General features: G+C 39.5%; 21 protein-coding genes and 1 pseudogene. 21 read left to right on the plus strand and 1 reads right to left on the minus strand.

The genetic code is table 11. The features are described 5' to 3' along the window. Positions 1–53: 53 nt before the first annotated feature. A complete protein-coding gene (locus AC3WR0_RS20640) occupies positions 54–1,688 on the plus strand; it encodes an amidohydrolase (RefSeq protein ID WP_492554049.1) in 1,635 nt (544 codons plus the stop codon). A gap of 31 nt (positions 1,689–1,719) precedes the next feature. Next, positions 1,720–3,054, plus strand: a complete 1,335-nt coding sequence (locus AC3WR0_RS20645) for an aspartate aminotransferase family protein (protein ID WP_492554050.1) — start codon at positions 1,720–1,722, stop codon at positions 3,052–3,054. A gap of 63 nt (positions 3,055–3,117) precedes the next feature. Here AC3WR0_RS20645 and AC3WR0_RS20650 read toward each other — a convergent pair whose 3' ends face one another. Next, positions 3,118–4,491 carry a sigma-54 interaction domain-containing protein gene (locus AC3WR0_RS20650; RefSeq protein ID WP_492554051.1) on the minus strand — a complete coding sequence of 458 codons (1,374 nt, stop codon included), beginning with the start codon at positions 4,489–4,491 and terminating at the stop codon, positions 3,118–3,120. 263 nt (positions 4,492–4,754) lie between these two features. Here AC3WR0_RS20650 and AC3WR0_RS20655 point away from each other — a divergent pair, with 263 nt between their 5' ends. From AC3WR0_RS20655 to AC3WR0_RS20745, 19 genes and pseudogenes are all read left to right on the plus strand, one after another. Further along, positions 4,755–6,023, plus strand: coding sequence for a M20 family metallo-hydrolase (locus AC3WR0_RS20655; RefSeq protein ID WP_492554052.1), 1,269 nt, complete (start codon positions 4,755–4,757; stop codon positions 6,021–6,023). Between the two features lie 12 nt (positions 6,024–6,035). Then, a complete protein-coding gene (locus AC3WR0_RS20660; protein WP_492554053.1) occupies positions 6,036–7,214 on the plus strand; it encodes a M20 family metallopeptidase in 1,179 nt (392 codons plus the stop codon). Positions 7,215–7,248: 34 nt separating this feature from the next. Beyond that, entirely contained in the window at positions 7,249–7,449 is a 201-nt protein-coding gene (locus AC3WR0_RS20665) for a DUF3311 domain-containing protein (protein ID WP_027321275.1), read from the plus strand. Beyond that, positions 7,446–8,927: a sodium:solute symporter family protein gene (locus AC3WR0_RS20670; RefSeq protein ID WP_492554054.1), complete on the plus strand. Its 1,482-nt coding sequence runs from the start codon at positions 7,446–7,448 to the stop codon at positions 8,925–8,927. Before AC3WR0_RS20665 ends, AC3WR0_RS20670 begins: the two co-directional genes overlap by 4 nt. A gap of 225 nt (positions 8,928–9,152) precedes the next feature. Continuing rightward, positions 9,153–9,905, plus strand: a complete 753-nt coding sequence (locus tag AC3WR0_RS20675) for a conserved phage C-terminal domain-containing protein (protein ID WP_492554055.1) — start codon at positions 9,153–9,155, stop codon at positions 9,903–9,905. Then, a complete protein-coding gene (locus tag AC3WR0_RS20680; protein ID WP_492554056.1) occupies positions 9,898–10,233 on the plus strand; it encodes a replicative helicase loader/inhibitor in 336 nt (111 codons plus the stop codon). Before AC3WR0_RS20675 ends, AC3WR0_RS20680 begins: the two co-directional genes overlap by 8 nt. Positions 10,234–10,237: 4 nt before the next feature. Then, positions 10,238–11,536 (plus strand): replicative DNA helicase, encoded by a 1,299-nt coding sequence (gene dnaB, locus AC3WR0_RS20685; RefSeq protein ID WP_492554057.1) that lies wholly within the window; start codon positions 10,238–10,240, stop codon positions 11,534–11,536. A gap of 136 nt (positions 11,537–11,672) precedes the next feature. Next, a pseudogene (locus AC3WR0_RS20690) lies at positions 11,673–11,810 on the plus strand (IS1595 family transposase); the annotation flags it as partial. A 538-nt stretch (positions 11,811–12,348) separates the two neighbouring features. Further along, on the plus strand, positions 12,349–12,798 hold the full coding sequence (locus tag AC3WR0_RS20695; RefSeq protein ID WP_492554058.1) for a PTS sugar transporter subunit IIA: 450 nt from the start codon (positions 12,349–12,351) through the stop codon (positions 12,796–12,798). Positions 12,799–12,815: 17 nt separating this feature from the next. Then, complete coding sequence (locus AC3WR0_RS20700; RefSeq protein ID WP_027321268.1) at positions 12,816–13,088, plus strand: PTS sugar transporter subunit IIB; 273 nt, start codon at positions 12,816–12,818, stop codon at positions 13,086–13,088. Positions 13,089–13,113: 25 nt separating this feature from the next. Continuing rightward, positions 13,114–14,448 carry a PTS ascorbate transporter subunit IIC gene (gene ulaA / locus AC3WR0_RS20705; RefSeq protein WP_492554059.1) on the plus strand — a complete coding sequence of 445 codons (1,335 nt, stop codon included), beginning with the start codon at positions 13,114–13,116 and terminating at the stop codon, positions 14,446–14,448. A gap of 87 nt (positions 14,449–14,535) precedes the next feature. Further along, entirely contained in the window at positions 14,536–16,539 is a 2,004-nt protein-coding gene (gene tkt / locus AC3WR0_RS20710) for a transketolase (protein ID WP_492554060.1), read from the plus strand. Positions 16,540–16,824: 285 nt separating this feature from the next. Further along, positions 16,825–18,573, plus strand: coding sequence for a M6 family metalloprotease domain-containing protein (locus AC3WR0_RS20715; RefSeq protein WP_492554061.1), 1,749 nt, complete (start codon positions 16,825–16,827; stop codon positions 18,571–18,573). Positions 18,574–18,806: 233 nt separating this feature from the next. Next, the gene (locus AC3WR0_RS20720; RefSeq protein WP_492554062.1) at positions 18,807–19,031 is read left to right on the plus strand and encodes a helix-turn-helix domain-containing protein; all 225 of its coding nucleotides are present in this window, start codon (positions 18,807–18,809) and stop codon (positions 19,029–19,031) included. A gap of 11 nt (positions 19,032–19,042) precedes the next feature. Continuing rightward, positions 19,043–19,288 carry a hypothetical protein gene (locus AC3WR0_RS20725; RefSeq protein WP_492554063.1) on the plus strand — a complete coding sequence of 82 codons (246 nt, stop codon included), beginning with the start codon at positions 19,043–19,045 and terminating at the stop codon, positions 19,286–19,288. 633 nt (positions 19,289–19,921) lie between these two features. Continuing rightward, entirely contained in the window at positions 19,922–20,413 is a 492-nt protein-coding gene (locus AC3WR0_RS20730) for a hypothetical protein (RefSeq protein WP_492554064.1), read from the plus strand. Between the two features lie 416 nt (positions 20,414–20,829). Beyond that, a complete protein-coding gene (locus tag AC3WR0_RS20735) occupies positions 20,830–22,191 on the plus strand; it encodes a DEAD/DEAH box helicase family protein (RefSeq protein WP_492554065.1) in 1,362 nt (453 codons plus the stop codon). 15 nt (positions 22,192–22,206) lie between these two features. Beyond that, positions 22,207–22,383, plus strand: a complete 177-nt coding sequence (locus AC3WR0_RS20740; protein WP_492554066.1) for a hypothetical protein — start codon at positions 22,207–22,209, stop codon at positions 22,381–22,383. Position 22,384: 1 nt separating this feature from the next. Continuing rightward, the coding region (locus AC3WR0_RS20745; RefSeq protein WP_492554067.1) for an AAA family ATPase at positions 22,385–23,573 on the plus strand (1,189 nt) is incomplete at its 3' end.

Consider the following 23,573-nt stretch of genomic DNA (forward strand, 5'->3'; position numbering starts at 1 on the left):
CGCTATAATTAATCTAATATGGACAATTTCGTAAAATGGAGGGGTATCGGCTGATGGAGAAAAAATTCTTATTGATTAATGGAGAAGTCATTACGGTCAATTCAAAGAATGAAATTGTGAATGCTGTTGTGGTTGAGGGTACGAAGATTGCTGCTGTTGGAACCACGGATGAAATTTTGAAATGGAAGGATGAAAATAGTACGGTCATTGATTTGGACGGAAGAACAATTCTTCCTGGCTTTATTGAGTCCCATTTGCATATTACCCTGTATGGAACGAACGAATTATCTGTTTCTTGTAAGGACGAATCCGTCCAAACCATTTCAGATTTGCTTGGAAAACTGAAAGAGAAAGCGAAGGAAACTCCTAAAGGTGAATGGATTCGGGCTTGGGGGTTTAATGATCAATCAATCGCCGATGGCCGCTTTCCTACAAAAGAAGAATTGGATTCGGTTTCTGTCGAACACCCCGTTATTGTGGTTCGTGCCTGCAACCACATATCAGCTGTAAATAGCTATGCCCTTCATATGGCTTCAATCGATAAAAATACTCCCGATCCCGAAGGTGGAAAAATAGTGCGAAATGCAGATGGAGAGGCAAATGGCTTGCTGCTTGAGAACGCCCATATGCAAATGTTCCAGATAGCGGGCTTTACCCGTGAAGAAATCAGGCAGGCTCATTCGATTGCTTCCGAGCATTTTGCCCAAAAAGGGATCACCTCTATCCATGATGCTACAGGATATGGAATATCGAATGTGGAAGCCCTTAAAGAGGATAGCGAGAACCGTGTGATAAAACAGAGAGTCTATGCCATGATCGGGGCACTGAATGATCCTGAGAGTGTTGTTAAACATTTTCTAGATTCTGATCTCAAAACAAATGATGGTAATGACCGTTTTAAATATGGACCGGTGAAATTATTTTTGGATGGAAGCAGCAGCGGTCCAACCGTCTGGACAAGAGAGCCATATGACAGTGACCCAACTAATTATGGCATCCATTATCATCAGCAGGAAGAAATTGAGAAGCTTTTTATTCCAGCTCATCAAAAAGGCTGGCAAATTACATCTCATGCCCAGGGTGATGCTGCTATCGATATGCTGCTGACCTGCATTGAAAAAGCGAACCGATTATATCCCCGAGAGGATGCGCGGCACCGGATCGAACATGCGGGCATTGCGCAAAAGGACCTGATTGAAAGGATGGTTAATGAAGGCGTTATTCCAACGCCGAATCCAGCTTTCTTCTTTGAGTATGGCGATGGATATATAAAAAATTACGGGGAACGTGCTAAACAAATGTATCCGTTGAATAGCTACATTCAAGCAGGGGTGCCGGCTGCCATTGCTTCTGACTGCCCGGTGACAGATTTCAATCCCTTGAGAGGAATTCATAGTGCTATCACAAGGATTTCACCATCTGGAGTCGTTGTTGGGGAAGAGGAACGAATTGGACTTTTGGATGCAATTCGCATGTTAACCCTAAACGGGGCTTATGCCTCCTTCAGTGAAAATGAAACAGGCTCCATTGAAGTCGGGAAACAGGCAGACTTAATTATATTAGACCGCTCCATCCTTAACGCAAATACGGATGCAATTCCATCCATTAAAGTGGTATGGACCATGATCGATGGGGAAGTTGTCTATGAAGAACAAAATCAAAATGAACTTGTGAAAAGCTTAAATTAATAGACTTTTAGAAAAGAAGGGAGTTATCAGAATGGAAACTCGAACAAAGGATTTTCAAGCTACAGATGAAAAATATCTTTGGCATTCAATGAAGGGGTCAGGCGCAAATCCCTCCAATTTAATTATTACCAAAGCAGAAGGTGCTTGGGTAACCGATATCAATGGAAACCGCTACCTTGACGGCATGTCCGGTCTTTGGTGCGTTAACGTGGGGTACGGAAGAAAGGAACTGGCGAAGGCAGCTTATGAGCAGCTGGAGGAAATGCCGTACTACCCGCTGTCACAAAGTCACTTGCCTGCTATTAAACTAGCAGAAAAATTAAACGAATGGCTCGGGGATGATTATGTTATTTTCTTCTCTAACAGCGGTTCGGAAGCAAATGAAGCAGCCTTTAAAATAGCCCGCCAATACCATCAGCAAAAAGGGAGTTCAGCCCGTTACAAGTTTATCTCCCGTTATCGGTCCTATCACGGAAATTCCATGGGGGCTCTGGCCGCAACCGGGCAGGCTCAGCGAAAATTTAAATATGAACCACTAGGTCAAGGGTTTCTCCATGTAGCTCCGCCTGATACGTATCGAAATCCAAGTGACGCCGATACACTTGCGAGTGCTGAAGAAATCGATCGAGTGATGACCTGGGAATTAAGCGAAACAATTGCTGGAGTTATCATGGAGCCTATTATCACGGGGGGCGGAATTTTAATGCCTCCGGATGGCTATATGGCAAGAGTAAAGGAAATCTGCGAAAAACATGGTGCACTCTTGATTTGTGATGAAGTAATCTGTGGATTTGGCCGTACTGGTAAACCGTTCGGATTTATGAACTATGGAGTTCAGCCGGATATCATCACAATGGCAAAAGGGATTACAAGTGGCTACCTTCCATTATCTGCGACAGCTGTTAAAAGAGAAATTTACGAAGCGTATGTGGGCAGCGAGGATTACGACCGCTTTCGCCATGTAAATACCTTTGGGGGAAATCCAGCGGCATGTGCTTTGGCGTTAAAAAACCTTGAAATTATGGAGAATGAAAAACTAGTAGAACGGTCTAAAGAGCTCGGTCAACGGTTATTACAGGAATTAGGGGAGCTAACGGAGCATCCAAATGTGGGAGATGTTCGGGGAAAAGGCCTTCTTCTTGGGATTGAGTTAGTAAATAACAAACAGACAAAAGAACCTGCTCCAGCAGAAATGTTAACGAAAGTAATTACTGCATGCAGGGAAAAAGGCTTACTCATTGGTAAGAACGGTGATACAGTGGCTGGATATAATAATGTTTTACAGCTTTCCCCGCCATTAAGCATCACGGAAGATGATTTTTCATTTATGGTTAAATGCGTTAAAGAAAGCATCCAAACAATATAAATAAAACAAAAAGACCGGGCAGATTTGTCCGGTCTTCTTCGTGATGAAGAGAAATGCAGAACTTCAGTTTGATATATTAAGTTTTTTAGTTTTCTTTACAACAGTGGATTGATCAATTTGCAAGGCTTCCGCTACCTTCCTGGTAGTCTTGTATTTGTTAAAAGCAGTTAATAGTAAACTTCTTTCCAATTGTTCGACTGCCTCTTTCAGGGGAATAATTTCTCTTTCAATTACCTTCATTTTATCCGCGGGTTCTATAACTTCCAGGATAGCAGTTTGATCAATAACGTCACCGATAGTCATGATGACCAATCGCTCCATTATGTTCTCCAGTTCTCTGATATTACCCGGATAGTCATAATCGTATAATAGTTTCATCGCATCTTCGGTAAGGTTTTTATTGGTTTCATATTTGATATTAAAGTTCTCCAGAAATTTTTGAGTGAGGAAAAAAATATCTTCCTTTCGCTCTCTCAAAGGGGGGATTTTAATGGGAACGATATTTAAACGGTAAAATAAGTCCTCGCGAAATTGGCCTTTACCTACCAAATCCTTTAAATTTTTATTTGTGGCTGCAATCACTCTCGCCTTTACTTCATAAGAGGAGGACCCGCCAATTCTCCGGGCTCTTTTTTCATCTAATACATGAAGAAGCTTTACCTGCAGGCTTAATGGCAGGTCGCCAATTTCATCCAGAAAAATAGTCCCGTTATCAGCAATCTCAAAAAGCCCTTTTTTTCCTTCCTTCGCTGCTCCTGTAAAAGCACCTTTCTCATAACCGAATAGTTCGGATTCTAGCAGATTTTCCGGAATGGCCCCGCAGTTGATGAGGACAAAAGGCTGGTTCTTTCTCTTGCTGTTATTATGTATGAGTTTAGCCATAAACCCTTTTCCAACCCCTGTTTCTCCCAATAACAGCACGGTTACAGGCATATCAGCAACATGATGGACCATTTCGTTTGTTTTTAATAACGCTTGACTGTTGTGGAACCTATCCAATCTTGTCCGTTTATGTAACTCATTTTTATGGCCGTTTGGTAAAAAAACGGAAGCAGTATTTAATGTATTCATCTCCGTAATGTCTTTGGTGATATTAATGATTTTCTCAATATGGTTTGTAACTTGATCAAAAATCGGGATACCGGTTACTAAGACCTTTTTCTTTCCTGCAATCTGCTGTGTAAGAGTGACTGGTGACTTTGCTTTTAGAACTTCAGAAGTGACAGATATATCAAAAACCCCGTTTTTCTCCAGGAAGGATGAACTCTTTCCGATAATCTCAGATGAATGAATTCCGGATAATTCAGTCCAGGAGAGACTTACATTCTTAAAAACTCCGTTCCCATCAGCAACAGTGATCCCGTCATAGCTTAAATTTAAAATAGATTCCAATTCTTCAAATCCCTTTTGATAAGGATCAAGCAGACTATTTTCCATTTGATTTCCCCCTTAATAGATAAATGAAAAAATGCTGATGATAAAATTCATCACTTTTGATGATGTTTTTCATCAAAAATTAGAGATGAAATAATCGAAAACTATATGTTTCCCATACTCTCAGCCTGAAAAAAGTTGGCACGATAATTGCAATAGAAGTAAATAACATATGTTTTGAGTATTTAGAATATTTTATCACTAATTGTTTGTCTTGAGGTGGACAACCGGATTAAATTTTCATGACAATTTAGGAGGTGATAGGAATGGAAATGAAGATAGAGAGATTAATAAAGGATTTGGAAACAATTGTTGCTTATACCAAAACCCCGGGAAAAGGATGTACTCGTTTTTCTTTTAGCAGCGAGGATCAGCAAGCAAGGGATTATTTGCTATCAGAAATAAAAAAGCTGAATTTAGCGCTCAAGGTTGATGGCTTTGGAAATATAAGAGCCCGATTTGGTGGTGAAGAGCTAAATGAAAAGCCTATCTTAATTGGTTCCCATATTGATACGGTTGCAAATGGCGGTAAGTATGATGGATTAATTGGGGTGTTAGCTGCGTTAGAGATTATTAGAGTATTGAAGGAAGAAAAAGCGACGCTGATCCGTCCCGTTGAACTGATTATTTTTTCCGAAGAAGAGGGTTCGAATTTTGGGATTACCATGCTGGGGAGTAAGGTGCTAACTGGAAAATATACTCTACCTGAATTAAAATCCATCAAAAATAGTGATGGGAAATCCATTTATGATGTGGTGAAGGACTTTGGGTTCGAAATGGACAATGTTGAAAAAGAAGTCCTTCGCAAAAATGAAGTAGATTCCATGATTGAGTTGCATATTGAACAAGGGGCTGTTTTGGAAACAGAAAATAAATCGATTGGGATTGTTCAAGCGATTGCTGGGATGAAAACCTATCGAGTGACCCTTGAAGGAAGTTCCAATCATGCGGGGACCACACCGATGAATTTACGCTCAGACCCATTGGTGGGAGCAGCCCTTGTCATCGCCCATCTTCAAAAGGCAGTAAAAGAGTTTCACTTGCCAACGACGGTGGCAACAGCAGGAAAAATTACATGCGAACCAAACCTGCCAAATGTCATTCCTCAGAAGGTAGAGTTTTACGTTGATGCAAGAGATGTAGAGCTCGAAGGAATCGACTTTGTTACGAAGGAGCTTTTTCATAAGGTAAATGAGGTTTGTAAGGCTCACTCGCTTAAATGCCATATTGAACTAGTTGGTAAATCCGAGATTAAACAGCTATCCCCAAGGGTGCAAAAGATCCTTGAACAGGAAGCCGTTAAAAATGGATTTGATTATAAAGTGATGAATAGCGGCGCCGTACATGATGCTGCGCTCATGACAGACGTAACCGATGTGGGAATGATTTTTATACCAAGTATAAAGGGAAAGAGTCATTGTCCTGAGGAGTTTACAAAACTAGAGGATATTAAAGCCGGCTGTCAGCTATTACTTCATGCTGTCGAGGCGTTAGCCGTAAGGAAAAATGTGTTTCACGAATTACAAAATAGATAGGAGGCCGCGGTTATGATTATTGAGTCAGTTAACAATGTTCAGAACCTAGTAAATGACGTTAAAGACGAGGTGATAAGATGGCGGAGGTATTTACACCGAAACCCAGAAGTATCCTTTCATGAAGAAAAGACCTCTGATTTTGTCTATCAAACTCTTATATCCTTTGGAAACTTGGAGGTATCCCGGCCAACGAGAACCAGTGTGATGGCCCGATTAATTGGTGATCAGCCAGGAAAGGTACTAGCGATCCGTGCAGACATGGATGCTTTACCAATCCAGGAAGAGAACACCTTTGATTTTGTGTCGGAAAATCCGGGTGTGATGCATGCTTGTGGTCATGATGGCCATACTGCTGTCCTCTTAGGAACAGCCAAGGTTCTTAGCTCGTTAAAAGAAAAGATTAAAGGTGAAGTTCGTTTTCTCTTTCAGCATGCGGAAGAAACGCTGCCAGGCGGAGCTGAAGAAATGGTTCAGGCTGGTGTCATGGATGGAGTTGACCAGGTGATTGGCCAGCATCTTTGGTCACCGCTGGAGATTGGTAAGATTGGTATTGGATATGGACCTGTGATGGCTTCAATGGATACCTTCTACCTGACCATCCAGGGAAAAGGCGGCCATGCAGCTATGCCTCATCAAACGATTGACAGTATCGTGATTGCGACCCAGGTGGTAAGCAACCTACAGCAGATTGTTTCCCGGAATATCGATCCCATCGATCCTGTTGTCCTATCCGTTACGAAATTTATCGGAGGCTCGACACATAATGTCATCCCCGATACAGTAGAAATAGTGGGAACAACCCGTACACTCAATAGCAGTGTTCGCGAAAGTCTTCCTCAGAGAATGGAAGAAATAATCGAGGGAATTACGAAGGCCCATCATGCGACATATACATTCAATTATGAATTTGGGTACCGGCCGGTCGATAATGACCAATCTGTAACCAATGTTATTGAGGAAATTGCCAATAACGTAGTAGGGAAACAAAATGTGATTCAGGTAAGGCCAACGATGGGAGGAGAAGATTTTTCTGCCTACCAGCAAAAAGCTCCGGGCACCTTCTTTTTCGTGGGAGCAGGGAACGCAGAAAAAGGGATCACTTATCCCCACCATCATCCAAAGTTCACGATTGATGAAGATTCCCTTGAAATTGCTTTAAAAATGTTCCTCGAGGCGGTCTTTGAGTTTTAGATAAGATATTTTACTTATGAAAGGGGATTGGAAAATGAAACTGCATCACTTACTTGCTGTTCTACCGTTTATCGGTGTTCTCATTTGTGCTCCATTTGTAAATACAGTTAAACCATATGTTTTCGGATTGCCTTTTGTCATCTTTTGGATGGTTATGTGGGTTGTCCTAACATCGATTATTATGTGGATTGTTTATAAAATCGATCCAGCCAATAGGGAGAGTGAATCTCAATGAATATTGCATTAGTCATCATTTTTGCTTTTCTTTTACTTGCCGTAGCGATGGGGATAAGAGCGAAAAAGGGCCATGACATGAATTTGGAGCAATGGACGGTTGGTGGCCGCGGTTTCGGTGCATTGTTTGTTTTCCTATTAATGGCCGGTGAAATCTATACGACTTTTACTTTCCTGGGAGGAAGCGCCTGGGCCTATGGAAAAGGCGGACCTGCCCTTTACATCCTAGGATATATGATGCTCGCCTATGTCATTTCCTATTTTTTATTGCCGGCAGTGTGGAGATATGCGAAAGAAAAAAATCTTTTGTCGCAATCTGATTTTTTTGCAAGCAAATATAATAGCCAGGCACTTGGAATTATTGTTGCGCTTGTAGGTGTTCTTGCCATTGTTCCTTATATTATCCTACAGTTCAAGGGCTTAGGGATCATTGTTTCTCAGGCCTCTTATGGTACGATTTCGCCAACTCTAGCAATATGGATTGGGGCCTTTGCCGTTACAATCTACGTGATGATATCCGGTATTCACGGGTCAGCATGGACGGCTGTTTTAAAGGATATCATGATCCTCGTACTTGTCCTGATCATTGGAATCTATTTGCCTTACCATTACTATGGCGGCATTCAGCCGATGTTTGAAGCCATCGATAAGGCCAATCCGAATTTTGTTACTATACCTAAACAAGGCTTAAGCATGTCATGGTTTATTTCCACGGTCTTATTAACGTCACTTGGATTTTATATGTGGCCGCATACCTTTGGTTCTGCCTTTTCTGCAAAAAGCGATAAGGTATTCCGTAAAAATGCCGCAATAAGTCCTATATATGCCATGCTTTTATTGTTTGTCTTTTTCGTTGGGTTCGCTGCTATTTTACAAGTCCCAGGTTTACAGGGAGCTGATCAGGATCTTTCGCTATTAAAGCTTTCGATTAAAACCTTTAACCCATGGGTTGTCGGCTTTATCGGGGCTGCCGGTCTATTAACAGCCCTAGTTCCGGGATCGATGCTGCTAATGTCAGCAGCAACCCTTCTAGCCAGAAACGTGTATAAACCTTTTGCCAAAAGTGCTACTGACAATCAAATTATGAAGCTGGCGAAAATCCTGGTGCCAGTTATCTCTTTATTATCAGTCTATCTCACACTGAATGGCGGAGATACCATTGTTGTGCTTCTGTTAATGGGCTATAGTTTTGTAACTCAATTATTCCCAGCATTAATCACTAGTTTGATGAAGAATAATTTCGTCACCAAGCAAGGGGCGATGGTCGGGATTATTGTCGGGGAGCTGACTGTTTTATATATCACAGTCACAAGCTCCACAGTCGGAACATTGTTCCCATTTTTGCCTCAGATGGTAAAAGAGCTGAATGTGGGAATTATCGCGCTCATCTTAAACATTGTGGCAACAGTTATTGTCAGCCTTATCACTCAGAAAGCTTATGTTTCAGTAACAAAAAAGGAAGCAACGGAATTGAAATAATAAAGTTTGAGAAAAACTGTAAAGGGCGACTTGTCGCTCTTTTTTTTTGGCCAATTTTTGCCTTGTTCATCGAATGGACACATTAACTCCTTCTATTTTCTCTTTTAATCGGAAAAGTTAATTTCACCCTGACCTTTTGGCTTCTTTTTTCTTATATAAAGGGTGAAAGGAATGAGACGTTCGATGGACAGCTCCTCCTTATCGAAAATAATAGGAGAGATTCAGATGGGAAATTTTCTTTTTCATGAAAGTCCGGTAATAATACTGCCTTCACTTGCAAAAAAAATTGGAATCAACGAGGCGGTTATTTTGCAGCAGGTTCACTATTGGCTTGGTAAAAGCAATCATCATATCGATGGCCGCACATGGATTTACAATACATACAAGGAATGGCAGCTTCAATTGCCGTTCTTGTCCGACAGCACAATCAAACGGACAATCCGGTCACTTGAAAAACAGGGATATCTCATTTCAGCCAATTACAATCGGTTCAAAATGGACAAAACGAAATGGTACACCATTGACTATAGCCTGATGGAAGAGCTGGAGAAGGAGTCCATCCCCACTTCATCTAATGAACCTTCCATTGATCAACTTGACCTTTTTGAAGAGGCAGTTCAACCACAGCTGGACACAGACCTGAATAAAGCAATACCAGAGATTACTACAGAAACTACAAAAAAGATAGATAGTATCCCTTTCAGTGAAATCATTGACTACCTGAACCTAAAAACCGATTCCAAGTTCAAGCCCGGTACGAAAAAGAACCAGCAGCTGATTAGCGAAAGATGGAATGAAGGCTTTACACTCGAAGATTTTAAAAAGGTCATCGACATTAAGTCTGCAGAGTGGACCGATCCGGAGTGGAGCAAATACCTGAGGCCAGCAACCCTGTTTGGAACAAAATTTGAATCCTACCTGAATCAAAAGACGGTGAGCAGGAAATTACGAAAGGAGGATTTCAATCTCGATGACTAAGAAAGAATCCTTTGAACTCATGAACCTTATCGCCGAATATTACGAACAGTTTTCTTATGATCAAACGAAACTCGATGCCTGGCATCAGGCCTTAAAGCCGGTTCCTTTTGAGGAAGCCAGACAGAATCTGGTCCAGTTCACATTGGAATCGCCGTATCCTCCCAAGCTTTCCGATCTGGTCCGTAAAAAGCCGGCTGCTTCAAGGGATATCCCTAATGTAGCGGAAACCCTGAAAATCCTTTATAACAATTTGGTTCCAGCGAAAGAGGAAACGGTTCAGCGTGAGCTTGCGAAAATGAGAGAAATACTCGGAATTAAAAGGGGATAAGAGGATGCTTGAGCCTGTCTTATACAATATCGAGGCGGAAGAAGCACTTGTTGGGGCATTATTTTTAGAGGAAGAGCTGATTAAGGAGTGCTCGATCCTGCCCCAGCAGCTTTACTCAAGGAAACTGCAGGTGCTTCTCACTGCGATAAAGGACCTTGATGTAAAGGGAAAACCTGTTGACGTTATTTCCGTAGTGGAACATTTGAATCCCGATCACCTCGCCGCCATTGGCGGGGTGGCATACATAACGGCCCTCGCGGGAAGTGTTCCGACAACGGCCAATTTTCACTATTACCAGGACGTGGTTAGAGAATATGCGCAAAAAAGAAAAGCGGTGGAAACCGCCAACCGAATTATCGCAACGGCCAAAACAAATGAAATTGGACAAACCTTACGCGACGGAATTCAGGGGTTAATGGAGATCGAGGAACACAGCACCGAAGACCAAATGGGGGATATCAAGCCAACTCTCCTCCAGCTATACCAGGACTTTGAAAAAGACAGCGAAGAGCTGATTGGGATTACAACGGGATTTGGTGAATTGGATAAGCTGACTGGTGGCTTCCAAAATTCTGATTTCGTTGTAGTCGGAGCACGCCCGAGCATGGGAAAAACCGCCTTTGCACTCAACATAGCCCTTCATGCTGCAGAAGAAGATATCTGCCTCTTTTTCTCGCTGGAAATGCCGGTAAAGCAGCTTTTAAAAAGAGCAGCAAGCACGATTGGTGAAATCGACACCATCAAAATGAGAACACCAAGACAGACGTTTGAAAAAGAAGACTGGTCCAAGCTGACGACCGCCATGGCGAGGATCTCCAATATGAAGCTGCATATCTTCGATAGGGCCAGCATGGACATCAACTATATCTGGTCAAAGGTCAGAAAGGCCAGACGAGAGTACGGTGACAGCAAGAGGATCATCGTCATGATTGATTATCTCCAGCTCATTTCGGCGGAGGCAAAATACCAAAACAACCGCCAGGCGGAAATCAGTCAGATCAGCCGAGGACTCAAGCATTTGGCAAGGGAAATGAATGTGGTGGTTCTGGCCCTTTCCCAGCTGAGCAGGGGAGTCGAGAGCCGCCAGGACAAACGACCGCTTTTATCCGATTTACGCGAAAGCGGACAAATCGAACAGGACGCCGATGTCATTGCTTTCCTTTACAGAGAGGATTATTACCAAAAGGATTCTGAGCAGAAGGACATCATTGAAATCATTATTGCGAAACAAAGGAACGGCCCGATTGGAACCGTAAAGCTTGGATTTAAAAAAGAGTTCGGGGAGTTTGTGAATCTGGGATGAAAAAAGAGAACCTTAATTGGTTCTCTTACATCATCTTCTCCTCTAGAAGAGAAGTAATTCCAATTTTGATGGTTCCATCATTAACCTTATCAAGTTGCCACTATCACTCTTTATATGATCGGTTAATAAAAATGAAATCAATAACTTTCACCATCGTTTGAAGGCTTGGATGGACCGGTTTCAAGGGGTTGCTGGCCAAAAATCTTTAAAACTATCTTTATTGGTTCATTGGCTTGAAATAGGGAAGGATTTATCATTGGATAAACGAGTGGAATAAATGCTTATTTCAGGGTGTCAAAAATCAAATTATAACACTTTTAAATATTTAAAATGGCGGTTTGTTCAGGTCTATTTAGGATGATTCTTTTTGTCTTTTCTTATTTTAATAGCTGCCATTATACAAACAAACGCACCCATAAAACTTGTAAAAATAGCAATAAAAGCTCCATTACTCACTTAGCAATCACACTCCTAATTATTTAAATGGTACATCACTAATATCAGCTGCAGTTATTGAACGCCAACTACCTAATGAGCTATTTTGCCAAAACCCATATATAACCATTATATACCATCGCTTAATTAAATGGTTTAAAAGCGCCATTAAATAAAAATATTCTGACCACTTGGACTAAACATAAATTTTCCCAAATATAATATCTACACGAAAAAGAATAATATGGTGGTTCTTTAATGAAAGATGGGGGTGGAAAAAGCATGTTCTTTTGCAGTCATACAAGCCAATGTTCCCATCTGTTCTTCGGTAAAAAACATATTCTCTCAGATAACCAGATAACGAAGGAGCATGTAAAATGCTGAACCAATTGTTAACGAAGGAGACCATTCAAATCAGGCAAGAGGTACAAGACTGGAAGGAAGCGATTCAAACAGCTGCCATGCCTTTAGTAAAGAAGGGCAGTATTCAGCCCGAGTATGTAACAGCCATGATTGAAAATGTTCAAGATTATGGGCCCTACATCGTCCTGGCTCCCAGGATTGCCCTCGCTCATGCGAGACCGGAGCAAGGGGTGAAGGAACTCGGAATGAGCCTGCTTTGCTTGAAGGAAAGTGTGGCTTTTTCACAGGAATCCAGGCATGATGTGAATCTCATTTTTGTCCTGGCTGCGGCAGATTCAGAGACACACTTGGAAGCGCTATCACAGCTAGCCGGGCTGCTGTCAAATGAAAAGGCGATCCTGTCGATAATGGAGGCAGCTTCTCCTCTGCAGGTATTGCAGGTGATCAATCAGTACTCAAATTAACAAAGGAGTAGGGAACTATGAAAATATTAGTCGTTTGCGGAGTGGGATTAGGCAGCAGCTTCATGATTGAACTGAATGTCAAGAAAGTGCTGAAGGAATTGGGGATTGAGGCAGAGGTTTCCCACACGGATTTAACTACAGGCAAGGCGGAAAAAGCAGATTACTATATTGGCTCTCCCGAGATCATGGAGCAGCTCGACGACGGAGTCAGAAAAATCATTTCCTTGAAAAATCTGTTCAGTCTGCCGGAGATTAAGGAAGCGATACAAAAGAATATCGTAAACAACTAATCTTCAAGTAAAGCGGAGGGATATCATGTTAAATGTCATCATGAAAGATATTTTAGGTACACCCGCCATTCTGATTGGAATCTTTGCTTTATTAGGATTAATTTTGCAGAAAAAAAATGTGGCCGATACCATTTCTGGGACATTAAAAACCGTGATGGGATTTATCATCCTCGGTGCAGGTGCCGGAGTTTTGGTCGGTTCACTTGATATCTTTGGAAAAATGTTCGAGCACGGCTTCCATATCAAAGGAGTCATTCCGAACAACGAGGCGATTGTGGCTCTCGCTCAGAAGACATTTGCAAAAGAAACTGCCCTTATTATGTTATTCGGTATGGTTGTGAACATCCTATTAGCCCGTTTCACCAAGTTTAAATACATCTTCCTGACAGGACATCATACTTTATATATGGCCTGTATGATCGGCGTAATCCTTTCAACCGGCGGAATCAAAGGGGTTTCATTGGTAGTAACCGGTTCCCTGACTCTTGGAATTTTAATGGTTCTTATGCCAGCTCTGCTTCAGCCTTATACAAGAAAAATTACTGGTTCCAATGATTTCGCATTAGGCCACTTTGGGACCATCGGTTATTTTGTATCCGGAACGATTGGAAAATGGGTTGGCAATAAATCCAAATCCACTGAAGATATCAAGGTTCCTAAATCACTAGGCTTCCTGAGAGATACTTCTGTTTCCATATCACTAACGATGGCCATTATGTTCTTCATTGCCGCCTTTGCTTCAGGCCAGGATTTCATTGAGTCAAAATTAAGCGGTGGCTCCAACTTTATCATCTTCTCCATCACACAGGCGATTACGTTTGCTGCCGGGGTTTACATCGTATTAGCCGGTGTGCGGATGCTGATTGCAGAAATCGTTCCAGCGTTTAAAGGGGTTGCGGACCGCATAGTACCGAACGCTCTTCCAGCTCTTGATTGTCCAGCTGTATTTCCTTTTGCACCAAATGCCGTCATTATTGGATTTATCTTTAGCTTTATCGCAGGACTTATCAGTATGTTCCTCCTGCCTCTTTTCGGCCTGAGTGTGATTGTCCCTGGTCTCGTACCACATTTCTTCACTGGTGCAGCGGCCGGTGTTTATGGAAATGCTACGGGCGGAAGAAAGGGTGCTATCTGGGGATCAGTCGCTAACGGTTTATTGATCAGCTTCCTGCCAGCACTTCTGCTTCCAGTCCTCGGTTCCATCGGATTTGAAGGAACAACATTTGGTGACGCAGACTTCGGTGTAGCCGGAATTATCCTCGGTAACGTGGTCCAGTGGAGTACGGTCATTGCCTACCTGCTTCCAGTCGTCATCATTATCATCATGCTATTAGCCAGCCTTAAAAAGAAGAACGCATAAATAGGGAGTTTTATATATAGAAGAAACAAGGTTTATGGAGTTTCATAAACCTTGTTTTTATATTGAAAAATAAAGGGAGAGGTACATATGTCAGTAAAACCTTTGGAACAATTAGCGATCAATGCACTTCGGGCACTCTCAATTGATATTGTTGAACAGGCGAACTCCGGCCATCCCGGCATGCCGATGGGAGCTGCACCGATGGCCTATGAATTATATATGAAGCATATAAAACACAATCCCTCCAATCCAAAATGGTTTAACCGGGATCGTTTTGTGTTGTCTGCAGGGCATGGTTCACCGCTCTTATACAGTATTCTGCATCTCACCGGCTATGATATTTCAATGGACGACCTGAAAAATTACCGTCAATTAGGCAGCAAGGCACATGGCCACCCGGAGGTCGGGACACCAGGAATTGAAGCAACAACCGGACCTCTTGGTCAAGGATTCGCGATGGCAGTAGGAATGGCAATGGCGGAAGCACATATGGCAGCCGTCTATAACCTCGAAGGTTATCCAGTCATCGATCACAATACGTATGTCATTTGCGGAGACGGAGATTTAATGGAAGGAATCACATATGAAGCTACATCTTTGGCCGGACATTTGGCTCTTGGCAAACTAATCGTCTTATATGATTCAAACGATATCTGCCTCGATGGAGAACTGAGACATTCGTTCACAGAAGATATCGGCAAACGTTTTGAAGCACAGAGATGGCATTATCTCCGTGTGGACGATGGTAACGATATTACAAGTATCGGAGAAGCCATCCATCTGGCAAAACAGGAATCTCTTCGTCCTTCTTTAATTGAAATCAAAACCGTAATCGGATACGGCAGTCCGAATAAAGGCGGAACCAATGCTGCACATGGCGCACCACTTGGAAAAGAAGAAGCTCAATTAGCGAAAAAGAGTTACGGTTGGAACTGTGAGCCTTTTGAGGTACCAGAGGAAGTGGTCAATCACTTTCAAACTTCTCGTGAAATAGGAGAGCAAAGGGAAGCGGAATGGATCGATTTATTCTCTTCTTATAAAGAAGTATATCCGGAACTGGCGAAACAACTGGAAGCCTCGATTCAGGGAGAACTCCCAGAAGGATGGGACGCAGACCTTCCAGTATATAAACCAGGCGACCCTGACATCGCAACAAGGGAAGCATCCGGAGCAGCCTTAAACGCCATTGCGAAAAATCTGCCAACACTCTTTGGCGGATCGGCAGATCTCGCTTCCTCCAATAAGACAAACCTAAAAGGAATGGAAAGATTCAGTAAGGAGAACTATGCCGGAAGAAATGTCTGGTTTGGAATAAGGGAACATGCAATGGGAGCCATCTTAAATGGTCTTTCCTTGCATGGAGGAATACACCCATTTGGCGCTACTTTCTTTGTCTTCTCTGATTACCTGCGCCCAACCTTCCGACTGGCAGCCATGATGAAGCTGCCTGTAATCTATGTCTTCACACACGATAGCATTGCAGTAGGGGAAGACGGCCCAACCCACCAGCCCGTTGAACACCTTGCAAGCCTTCGTGCCATTCCGGGCTTAACAGTCATCCGGCCAGCAGATGCATGCGAGACCATTGAAGCTTACCGTTATGCTATGGAAAATAAAGAGGGACCGATAGCATTAATCTTATCTCGGCAAAACCTGCCATTGCTCTCATTTGAAAAGGCGAGAGAGGGAGTATCAAAAGGGGCTTATATTGTATCAGATCCTCCTAATGGTGAAAAACCTCAGGTATTACTGATTGCCACTGGATCAGAAGTTAGTTTAGCATTGGAGACACAAAAAGCATTAGCGGAAAAAGAAATACCTTCCCGTGTCGTAAGCATACCTTCATGGGAGTTGTTTGAGAAACAATCGAAAAGATATCAAGATTACGTTTTACCTCCGGAAATTAAAACACGAGTTTCTATTGAAATGGGATTACCGATGGGTTGGGAAAGATTCACAGGACAACAAGGTAAAGCTATAAGTGTAAGGACCTACGGAGATTCTGGGCCAGGGAACCTTTTAATTGAAGAATATGGTTTTACAATTGAAAGAATCATATCTTCAATAGAAAAATCGATCATTAAGCTTTAACACTAAATAGACCTTTAAAGCTTGTTACCAACAAGGTAAACAAGCTTTTTTGTATATTAATCAAAGACAATCTCCTTATAAAATATTAATTAAGTTTCATCTATAAAAATATCTAGTAAATAGAAATAAAATATTTTCTGAATATATTGATATATCAGATAACAGGTGTTACTATACTCAATAGGAACATCGTACTAGGAAATTCCCGCAAATTTACAAAGTAGTTTATTAGTCTGGTTTTTTCCTAATCTTTGTTAAAACTTCGAAAAAAGAAGGGGTCTTTGTATGTGGAAAGTATTATCGACAACTGCTTTATCATTAGCACTTTTAGGAGGAACAGCTGCAGGATTAGCACCTGAAGGAGTTGGAAAAGCGGCCGTAAAATCGCCTAAATTTTCATTAGTTACTCCAGAACAGGTCGCACCATCTCCTGAGTTTGAAGAATTTGCAAAAGCGAACGGCGTAGATCTTACAAAACAGGCAAAAAAATTGGCAACCTTACCAAATGGGAAAAAATTTAATGCTCCAGGTAACAATCATGTCACTTATTCACCAACACAAAGTAATATTCCAATGTTAGTTTTACTGGTTAAATTCAAGGATGAACAGCCTAAAGGTGCTCCTGCTGAGCAGGTTCCAGCCAAATACTTTGATGATCTTATTTTTGGGAATACATATAATCCATATGAACTTCCTGAGTTCAGCAAATATGACGTGCCAACTGTTCCAAAAGATAAAACCATGCAAAATGCATACCAAGAAAGCAGCTATGGTAAAGTCACTCTAACTACAAATGACCATCCTAAAGAATGGGTGACACTTCCTCATGAGGCGAATTATTATTTAGGTCAGAATCTAGGTGATCTTGATAATACTAATGGTTATGCTCATGTTGGAGATCTAGTGGCAGATACGATTGCTGCTGCTGATGCACAAGTGGATTTTTCTAAATATGCAGTTGACGGCGTTGTACCAAATGTTTTCATCGTACATGCTGGAACTGGAGCAGAATGGAGCGGAGACCCTCAACAAATTTGGTCTCATAAATGGGATATTCAAAGTGCCCTTTATTATGGAAAGTATTATCATGATGGTACACTTCAGAATGTCGACCAGTTTATGGAAACCAACAAGGATAAATGGAAAAAAGATGGTGTAGAAATTGGAACTTACACCATTGAACCTGAAATCGGCGGAAACGTTGCAGGATTTAATGGTAAAGGTTACAGCGATGCTTATAAAACAGGTCCTTATCCAACCCAAGCCGGTGTATTCTCTCATGAATTCGGTCATGCCTTAGGTCTTCCTGACCTTTATGATGTAGATTATACCTCTCAAGGAGATGGAAACTACACGATCATGGCAGGCGGTTCATGGATGAGCTATCCAAATGGAAATGCATATATGGGCAACTCACCAACAGCCTTTGACCCATTCTCCAAGATGTTCCTTGGATGGGCAAGTCCAATTAATGTTAAACCAGAAGATGGAGCCAAAACTATTACCCTTCCTCCAGTTAATAAGGCAGATGCTAATAATGGCTTTGTAAAAATGGAAGTACTGGGTTCAAATGGAACGGAGTATTACCTATTTGAAAACGTGCAGCAAGTTGGATTTAACCAAGGCTTAAATCGCCAGGGTAAAGATTCCCATGGATTAGTCGTGTGGCATGCAGATGAGAACACGATAAGTCATTATCAGCAAGGCTACAATGATGTAAACAGTGTAGAAAGCTATGGAAAGAAAATCTATAATGTAAGTTCTCCTGAAAATGGAGTGTCGCACTACGGCTTATCTGTGGTTCAAAAAGATGGCAACTTTGATCTGGAAAAAGGATTAAACCGCGGGGACGCGGGTGACTTCTTCAAAACTGGAGATGTGCTGAAATCTAATGGTACCAATGTTTACTCCGGATCTTACTACTTCTACAAAGGATACAGCGCAACAGGCTTATCTGGAATTAATGTAAAAGACATTAAAGAAAACGCTGATGGCAGCTTAACAGCAACATTCTTCTACCAAAACGATAAATAATAAATAATAGAAAAGGCTATCTCCAAAGGGATTCAAGTACCTGGGGATAGCCTTTTCTAATAGCGAGAATTTATTAGTTAAGTTTTTTTGCATAGACGATCTTTAATATTGAGTATAAAAATTCTTTTATTCTTATTTAAATCTTTTAATGGTACGCAAAGGCGTACCACTTAAAGATTTTCATTATGATAGTTTTTCTTTATAAGCCATAGAAATTGGGTGTAAAGAAAACGATGGGAATAGAAGTGAAAATCCAAATTAAGAGATTATTAAAGAAAAGAAACATCTCATTAAGAGAGCTCTCCCGTCTATCAGATATTAGGCACTCGGCATTGAGTGATTTAGCTAACAATAAAAGAAAAAATATAAATTTAGGGCATATAAAAAGAATTTTAGAATCACTTGATTTAGATGATATTAGAGAAATTATTGATGTGGAGATTACAAAAGATAAGTAAGCAGGTGAAAGATGAAACCTAATGAATGTATCTTATGGGAAGCTTCTCAGATTGTAAACGAATATGGGGATGAAATAGAGATAGAAATCATCCAATTTCATAATAAATATCAAGTTACAGCAAATATATGCCAGGATGGACCGCCATTTAAAGATTTTACTGCTATCGGAATTGACTTTCATAACAAAAGAAAAGCTGCGAAAAAAGCGCTTATTGATTTATATAAACAAGCATATCCACATTTATTTATTAAGTAAGGGAGAGTGAGCCGATTATGGCTGCTCTCTTTTTTATATATTAATATATGGTGAAAATTTTAAGTCGTCTCAAAAAAATAATTTTTCTTCCCTTTCGTATGTTTTTGTCATACAAGTATGAACAGGAGTGGAATGAACAGAGGAACCTAAAAATTTAGTAAAGTATGTGTAATAGTTTTGTATTAACCGAATCAGGTATTGTGAAAATGTCATCTATTATTAAAGCTTTCCAATTATAATATTATTTGACTCTAAAACCAGTAAAATAGCCCAATATTTTGGCTAAATAAAGAATACAATTATGTTACAATTATTACTGTTATTTAATAGAGTCTAAATTAACTAGAAAAGATAAATTGCAAAAGAGAATTTAAAAAGACATTCTTTGTGCTTAGGAGTTCAAAACTTCTATATTTGTTTGTTAAGTATCAAAGAGAAAATGGTTGTTTTCATATACTATTACTATAATCCAACCAATGTTTTCAATTAGATCGAATTAGATTGATTAGTCAAGAAGTATGTATATTATCTTACAAATCTTAAAATCAGCTTTGAAGTCAATTTACCTAAATAAAGGCTTGATGGGTTGAACTAAGATATCTGCGAGATATCATAAGGAAGAAGGAAAAAGAAATGAAGAAAATTATTCTTACTGTTGTGAGTATTATTGTACTTGCAGGGGCAGGTTTTGGTGGATTCAAATACCATGAGAAAGCTGTCCATGATAATAAAGTAGAAGCAGTTAAGTTCTTAGAACAAGAAGGTAAAGATATAGGGAAGCAAAGAAACAGTATTCCACAAGACTTAATGCAGATAGAGGAATCTGACATTAATATGCTTGTTAAGAAGGATCAAGAAATTATTAACGGAATCAAAACTAAAAAAGGTTTCCAGTATGATGATATGAAAGCATACAAAAAAGCTTCTTTTGCTAAAGCTAATGCTGACCTTAAAACATATAAGTATATGAAGAAGATAATTCATGTAATGAATACTTCAGGGGTATTTGCTTTAATGGGAATGGCAAATCAAGATACTATGGACAACCTCACTAAAGAGACTGATAAAACACAAGCAAGTTATGATAAAGAAAAATCTAAGGTACAAAAACAATTAGGACTCTAACGAGTTCCTTTTTTTTGGCCTCATACTACTCGTTAGGTGATAATTTTTTTGAATAATTAATTATGAAAGTGAGTTTGGTAACACAGATCTTGGTCAATTCTAGAGTACCGCGTGCAATAGTGGTATAGTGTCTGCCAAGTTCCTTCGCAATGGCTCCGGTAGAGAAACAGTGCAATAAAGTGCTTCTATTTTCCCTCGTTCAAAGGTGGTAAGATGGGTATAATTGAAACATGTTCTACATGTAAAACAGTTACATTCTAACTTAGACTTTACACGAAGAGAGTGTGAATTTTAGTATTTTCTAGATGTTACACTTAATAATACAATTTGTCATATGTAAAAAAATTCTAGAAAATTCTTATATCAAAAAGATATAATATAATAAATATGAAGTATTTTTGAAAGAGGGTAAGAAATTGTCGTTTTCTCCTCAGATTCCTACATATATCAAGCTAAGAGATTATCAAATAGAAGCAATTAGAAATTGGTTCAGAAATGATTGTCAGGGGCTACTTGAGATGGCAACAGGTACAGGTAAAACAATTACAGCAATAAGTGCTGCTGTAAAACTTGGAGAAGTAACAAACCGGCTAGCAGTTATTATTGTATGTCCTTATACACATCTTGTAGATCAATGGGTTGGGGATTTAAGAAAATTTAATATGGTTCCCATTGTAGCTTACCAATCACGTAAGCTCTGGGAAGACGATCTTTTCAATGAGATTAGCGCTTATAATTCTGGGTTTACAGATCACTTTTGTTTAATTAGTACAGTCGCTACTTTTTCATCTAGTACAATGCAAAGTTTATTAAGAAGCTTAAATGGAGAAGTTCTTTTTATTGCTGATGAAGCCCACCATCTCGGAGCAAATAAAAATAGAAAAAGTTTAGTGGAAGAATTTCCATATAGGTTAGCTCTATCTGCGACTCCAAATAGATGGCATGATGAAGAAGGTACTGAAGAGCTAATTAAATATTTCGGTAACTCAATTGTTTTCCAATTTGGTTTGGATAAAGCGATAGGGGGATTTTTAACGGAATATTATTACTATCCTCATTTAGTATATTTAGATGAAGATGAAAGTGAATATTACCATACAGTAACAAGGAAGATAGCAAAAATGTCCTTTTTGACTGAATCAATTGATGAAAATGAGTCTTTACAATCCTTATTAATAGAACGGGCAAGAATTATTAGTAGAGCAAGAAATAAATTAGTAAAATTAAAAGAACTTATGAAAGATAGGTCTGATTCGAAATTCAATATTATTTACTGTGGGGATAGTAAAACAGATGGAGATAGACAAATTGATGCTGCAGTAAAAATTCTTGGAAATGAATTAGATATGAGAGTACATACCTTTACCTCGAGAGAAGATAAGCAACAGAGACAGGAACTTTTAAGTAGGTTCGAGAGTGGGAATTTACAAGCCTTAGTTGCTATTAAATGTTTGGATGAGGGTGTAGATGTTCCAGCAACACAAACTGCATATATATTAGCAAGTAGTACAAATCCTAGAGAATTTATTCAAAGAAGAGGAAGGGTATTAAGAAAACACAAAAATAAACAGTTTTCATATATTCATGATTTTATTGTTGTTCCAAGAAAATTGGATGAAATGGATCTAATAGATTCAGATGTATTCAACATAGAAAGAAAAATGATGAAAAGAGAACTAGCAAGATTTTCAGAATTTGCCGATTTAGCCAAAAATGGGCCTGTAGCACATGAGAAATTGGTACTATTAAAACAAGCCTATCATCTGTTAGATATATAAAAAGGAGAAAGAACAATGACCATAGAGCAGGAACAAGTTCAAACAATCTTAGCTAACTTGCCAGAAGAGTTTGCTTTCATTTTAAAAGAAATATTAGAAGCTGAAAAAGAGATATTACATCGAAAGAACCTCCAAGGGACAAATATTGTTGGAACAATTATGGACATCGTGAAAGAGCGGGTGAAAGGTTAGTATGTTATTAGAGGAAATAAAGCTCAAAAATTTCAGGCAGTACTTTCGCGAACAAACTATCCAATTTTCAAAAAATTCGAATAGGAATGTTACCGTTATTCATGGCGAAAACGGGGCGGGAAAAACTGCTCTTTTGAATGCTTTTGCCTGGTGCTTTTATGGTAAGACAGACCTACCGAATTCAAATTACATAATTAATGAACAAGCAATAAAAGAGGCTGCTAACCATCAAGAAACTGAATGTTCAGTAACAATAAGATTTAGCGAACAAGACAAAATTTATTCACTAAAACGTAAAATAACAGCAAAAAAGATTGATGATCAAGTTTATTATCAAGAACCTAAAGTATTTCTTGAATTTAAAAGGGATGGTAATTCTATAACGATATCGAACCCTACGGATGAAATTAATCGAATTATGCCAGAAAACTTAAGAACTTACTTCTTTTTTGATGGTGAAAGAATTGATAATCTATCAAAAGATAATAGTAATGGTGAAATTAAAAAAGCAATAAAAAGTATAATGGGCCTTGAAATATTAGAAAGGGCTATAAAGCATACAGGAGATGCCAGTACGAGATTCAGAAGTGAACTTAAAAACTTTGGAGATTCAGAAATGGTTCATTTAATAGAAGAGATAGAGACATTAGAAAATAAAAAAGCAGGGTTAGAAAATCAAAAAGAAGAACTTGTAACGAATTTAAACCTAACAACTAAACAAATTAAAGACACAGAAAATACGCTAAAATCTATAGAAGAAACCCAAAAATTACAAGAAGAAAAAGAAAAAAAAGATGAGGAATTAAATGAGGTAAAAACTGAAATAAAAAAATTAACGAAAACCATATTTGAATTTGTAAGTAAAAATGGTTATCTTGCTTTTAGTTATTCTGCAGTTAATGAATCAGAGAGAATAATCAATGAGAAACAAGAAGAAGGTTTCGGAATACCAGGAATAAGATCTTCTTCATTTATTGATGATTTAATAGACCGAGGGATATGTATTTGTGGAACAAGCGTATCTGAAGGTTCTGAACATTATAATCATCTGTTGAAAATAAAGGAGTTTTTACCTCCACAAAGTCTAGACAGTGCTATTATTAACTTTAAATCAGGTATCAAAATTGCAAAAGATTCTAGGACTAAGTTTTATGAACAATTAAGGGAATTAAAACAAAAGGAAATCAAGC

The sequence above is a fragment of the Neobacillus sp. FW104-15D2 genome (assembly GCF_058790155.1).

Excerpts from the sequence above, each read along its gene's own strand:
- AC3WR0_RS20640 (WP_492554049.1), top strand. The coding sequence starts at position 54 with ATGGAGAAAAAATTCTTATTGATTAATGGAGAAGTCATTACGGTCAAT.
- AC3WR0_RS20645 (WP_492554050.1), top strand. The coding sequence starts at position 1,720 with ATGGAAACTCGAACAAAGGATTTTCAAGCTACAGATGAAAAATATCTT.
- AC3WR0_RS20650 (WP_492554051.1), bottom strand. The coding sequence starts at position 4,491 with ATGGAAAATAGTCTGCTTGATCCTTATCAAAAGGGATTTGAAGAATTG.
- AC3WR0_RS20655 (WP_492554052.1), top strand. The coding sequence starts at position 4,755 with ATGGAAATGAAGATAGAGAGATTAATAAAGGATTTGGAAACAATTGTT.
- AC3WR0_RS20660 (WP_492554053.1), top strand. The coding sequence starts at position 6,036 with ATGATTATTGAGTCAGTTAACAATGTTCAGAACCTAGTAAATGACGTT.
- AC3WR0_RS20665 (WP_027321275.1), top strand. The coding sequence starts at position 7,249 with ATGAAACTGCATCACTTACTTGCTGTTCTACCGTTTATCGGTGTTCTC.
- AC3WR0_RS20670 (WP_492554054.1), top strand. The coding sequence starts at position 7,446 with ATGAATATTGCATTAGTCATCATTTTTGCTTTTCTTTTACTTGCCGTA.
- AC3WR0_RS20675 (WP_492554055.1), top strand. The coding sequence starts at position 9,153 with ATGGGAAATTTTCTTTTTCATGAAAGTCCGGTAATAATACTGCCTTCA.
- AC3WR0_RS20680 (WP_492554056.1), top strand. The coding sequence starts at position 9,898 with ATGACTAAGAAAGAATCCTTTGAACTCATGAACCTTATCGCCGAATAT.
- dnaB (WP_492554057.1), top strand. The coding sequence starts at position 10,238 with ATGCTTGAGCCTGTCTTATACAATATCGAGGCGGAAGAAGCACTTGTT.
- AC3WR0_RS20695 (WP_492554058.1), top strand. The coding sequence starts at position 12,349 with ATGCTGAACCAATTGTTAACGAAGGAGACCATTCAAATCAGGCAAGAG.
- AC3WR0_RS20700 (WP_027321268.1), top strand. The coding sequence starts at position 12,816 with ATGAAAATATTAGTCGTTTGCGGAGTGGGATTAGGCAGCAGCTTCATG.
- ulaA (WP_492554059.1), top strand. The coding sequence starts at position 13,114 with ATGTTAAATGTCATCATGAAAGATATTTTAGGTACACCCGCCATTCTG.
- tkt (WP_492554060.1), top strand. The coding sequence starts at position 14,536 with ATGTCAGTAAAACCTTTGGAACAATTAGCGATCAATGCACTTCGGGCA.
- AC3WR0_RS20715 (WP_492554061.1), top strand. The coding sequence starts at position 16,825 with ATGTGGAAAGTATTATCGACAACTGCTTTATCATTAGCACTTTTAGGA.
- AC3WR0_RS20720 (WP_492554062.1), top strand. The coding sequence starts at position 18,807 with ATGGGAATAGAAGTGAAAATCCAAATTAAGAGATTATTAAAGAAAAGA.
- AC3WR0_RS20725 (WP_492554063.1), top strand. The coding sequence starts at position 19,043 with ATGAAACCTAATGAATGTATCTTATGGGAAGCTTCTCAGATTGTAAAC.
- AC3WR0_RS20730 (WP_492554064.1), top strand. The coding sequence starts at position 19,922 with ATGAAGAAAATTATTCTTACTGTTGTGAGTATTATTGTACTTGCAGGG.
- AC3WR0_RS20740 (WP_492554066.1), top strand. The coding sequence starts at position 22,207 with ATGACCATAGAGCAGGAACAAGTTCAAACAATCTTAGCTAACTTGCCA.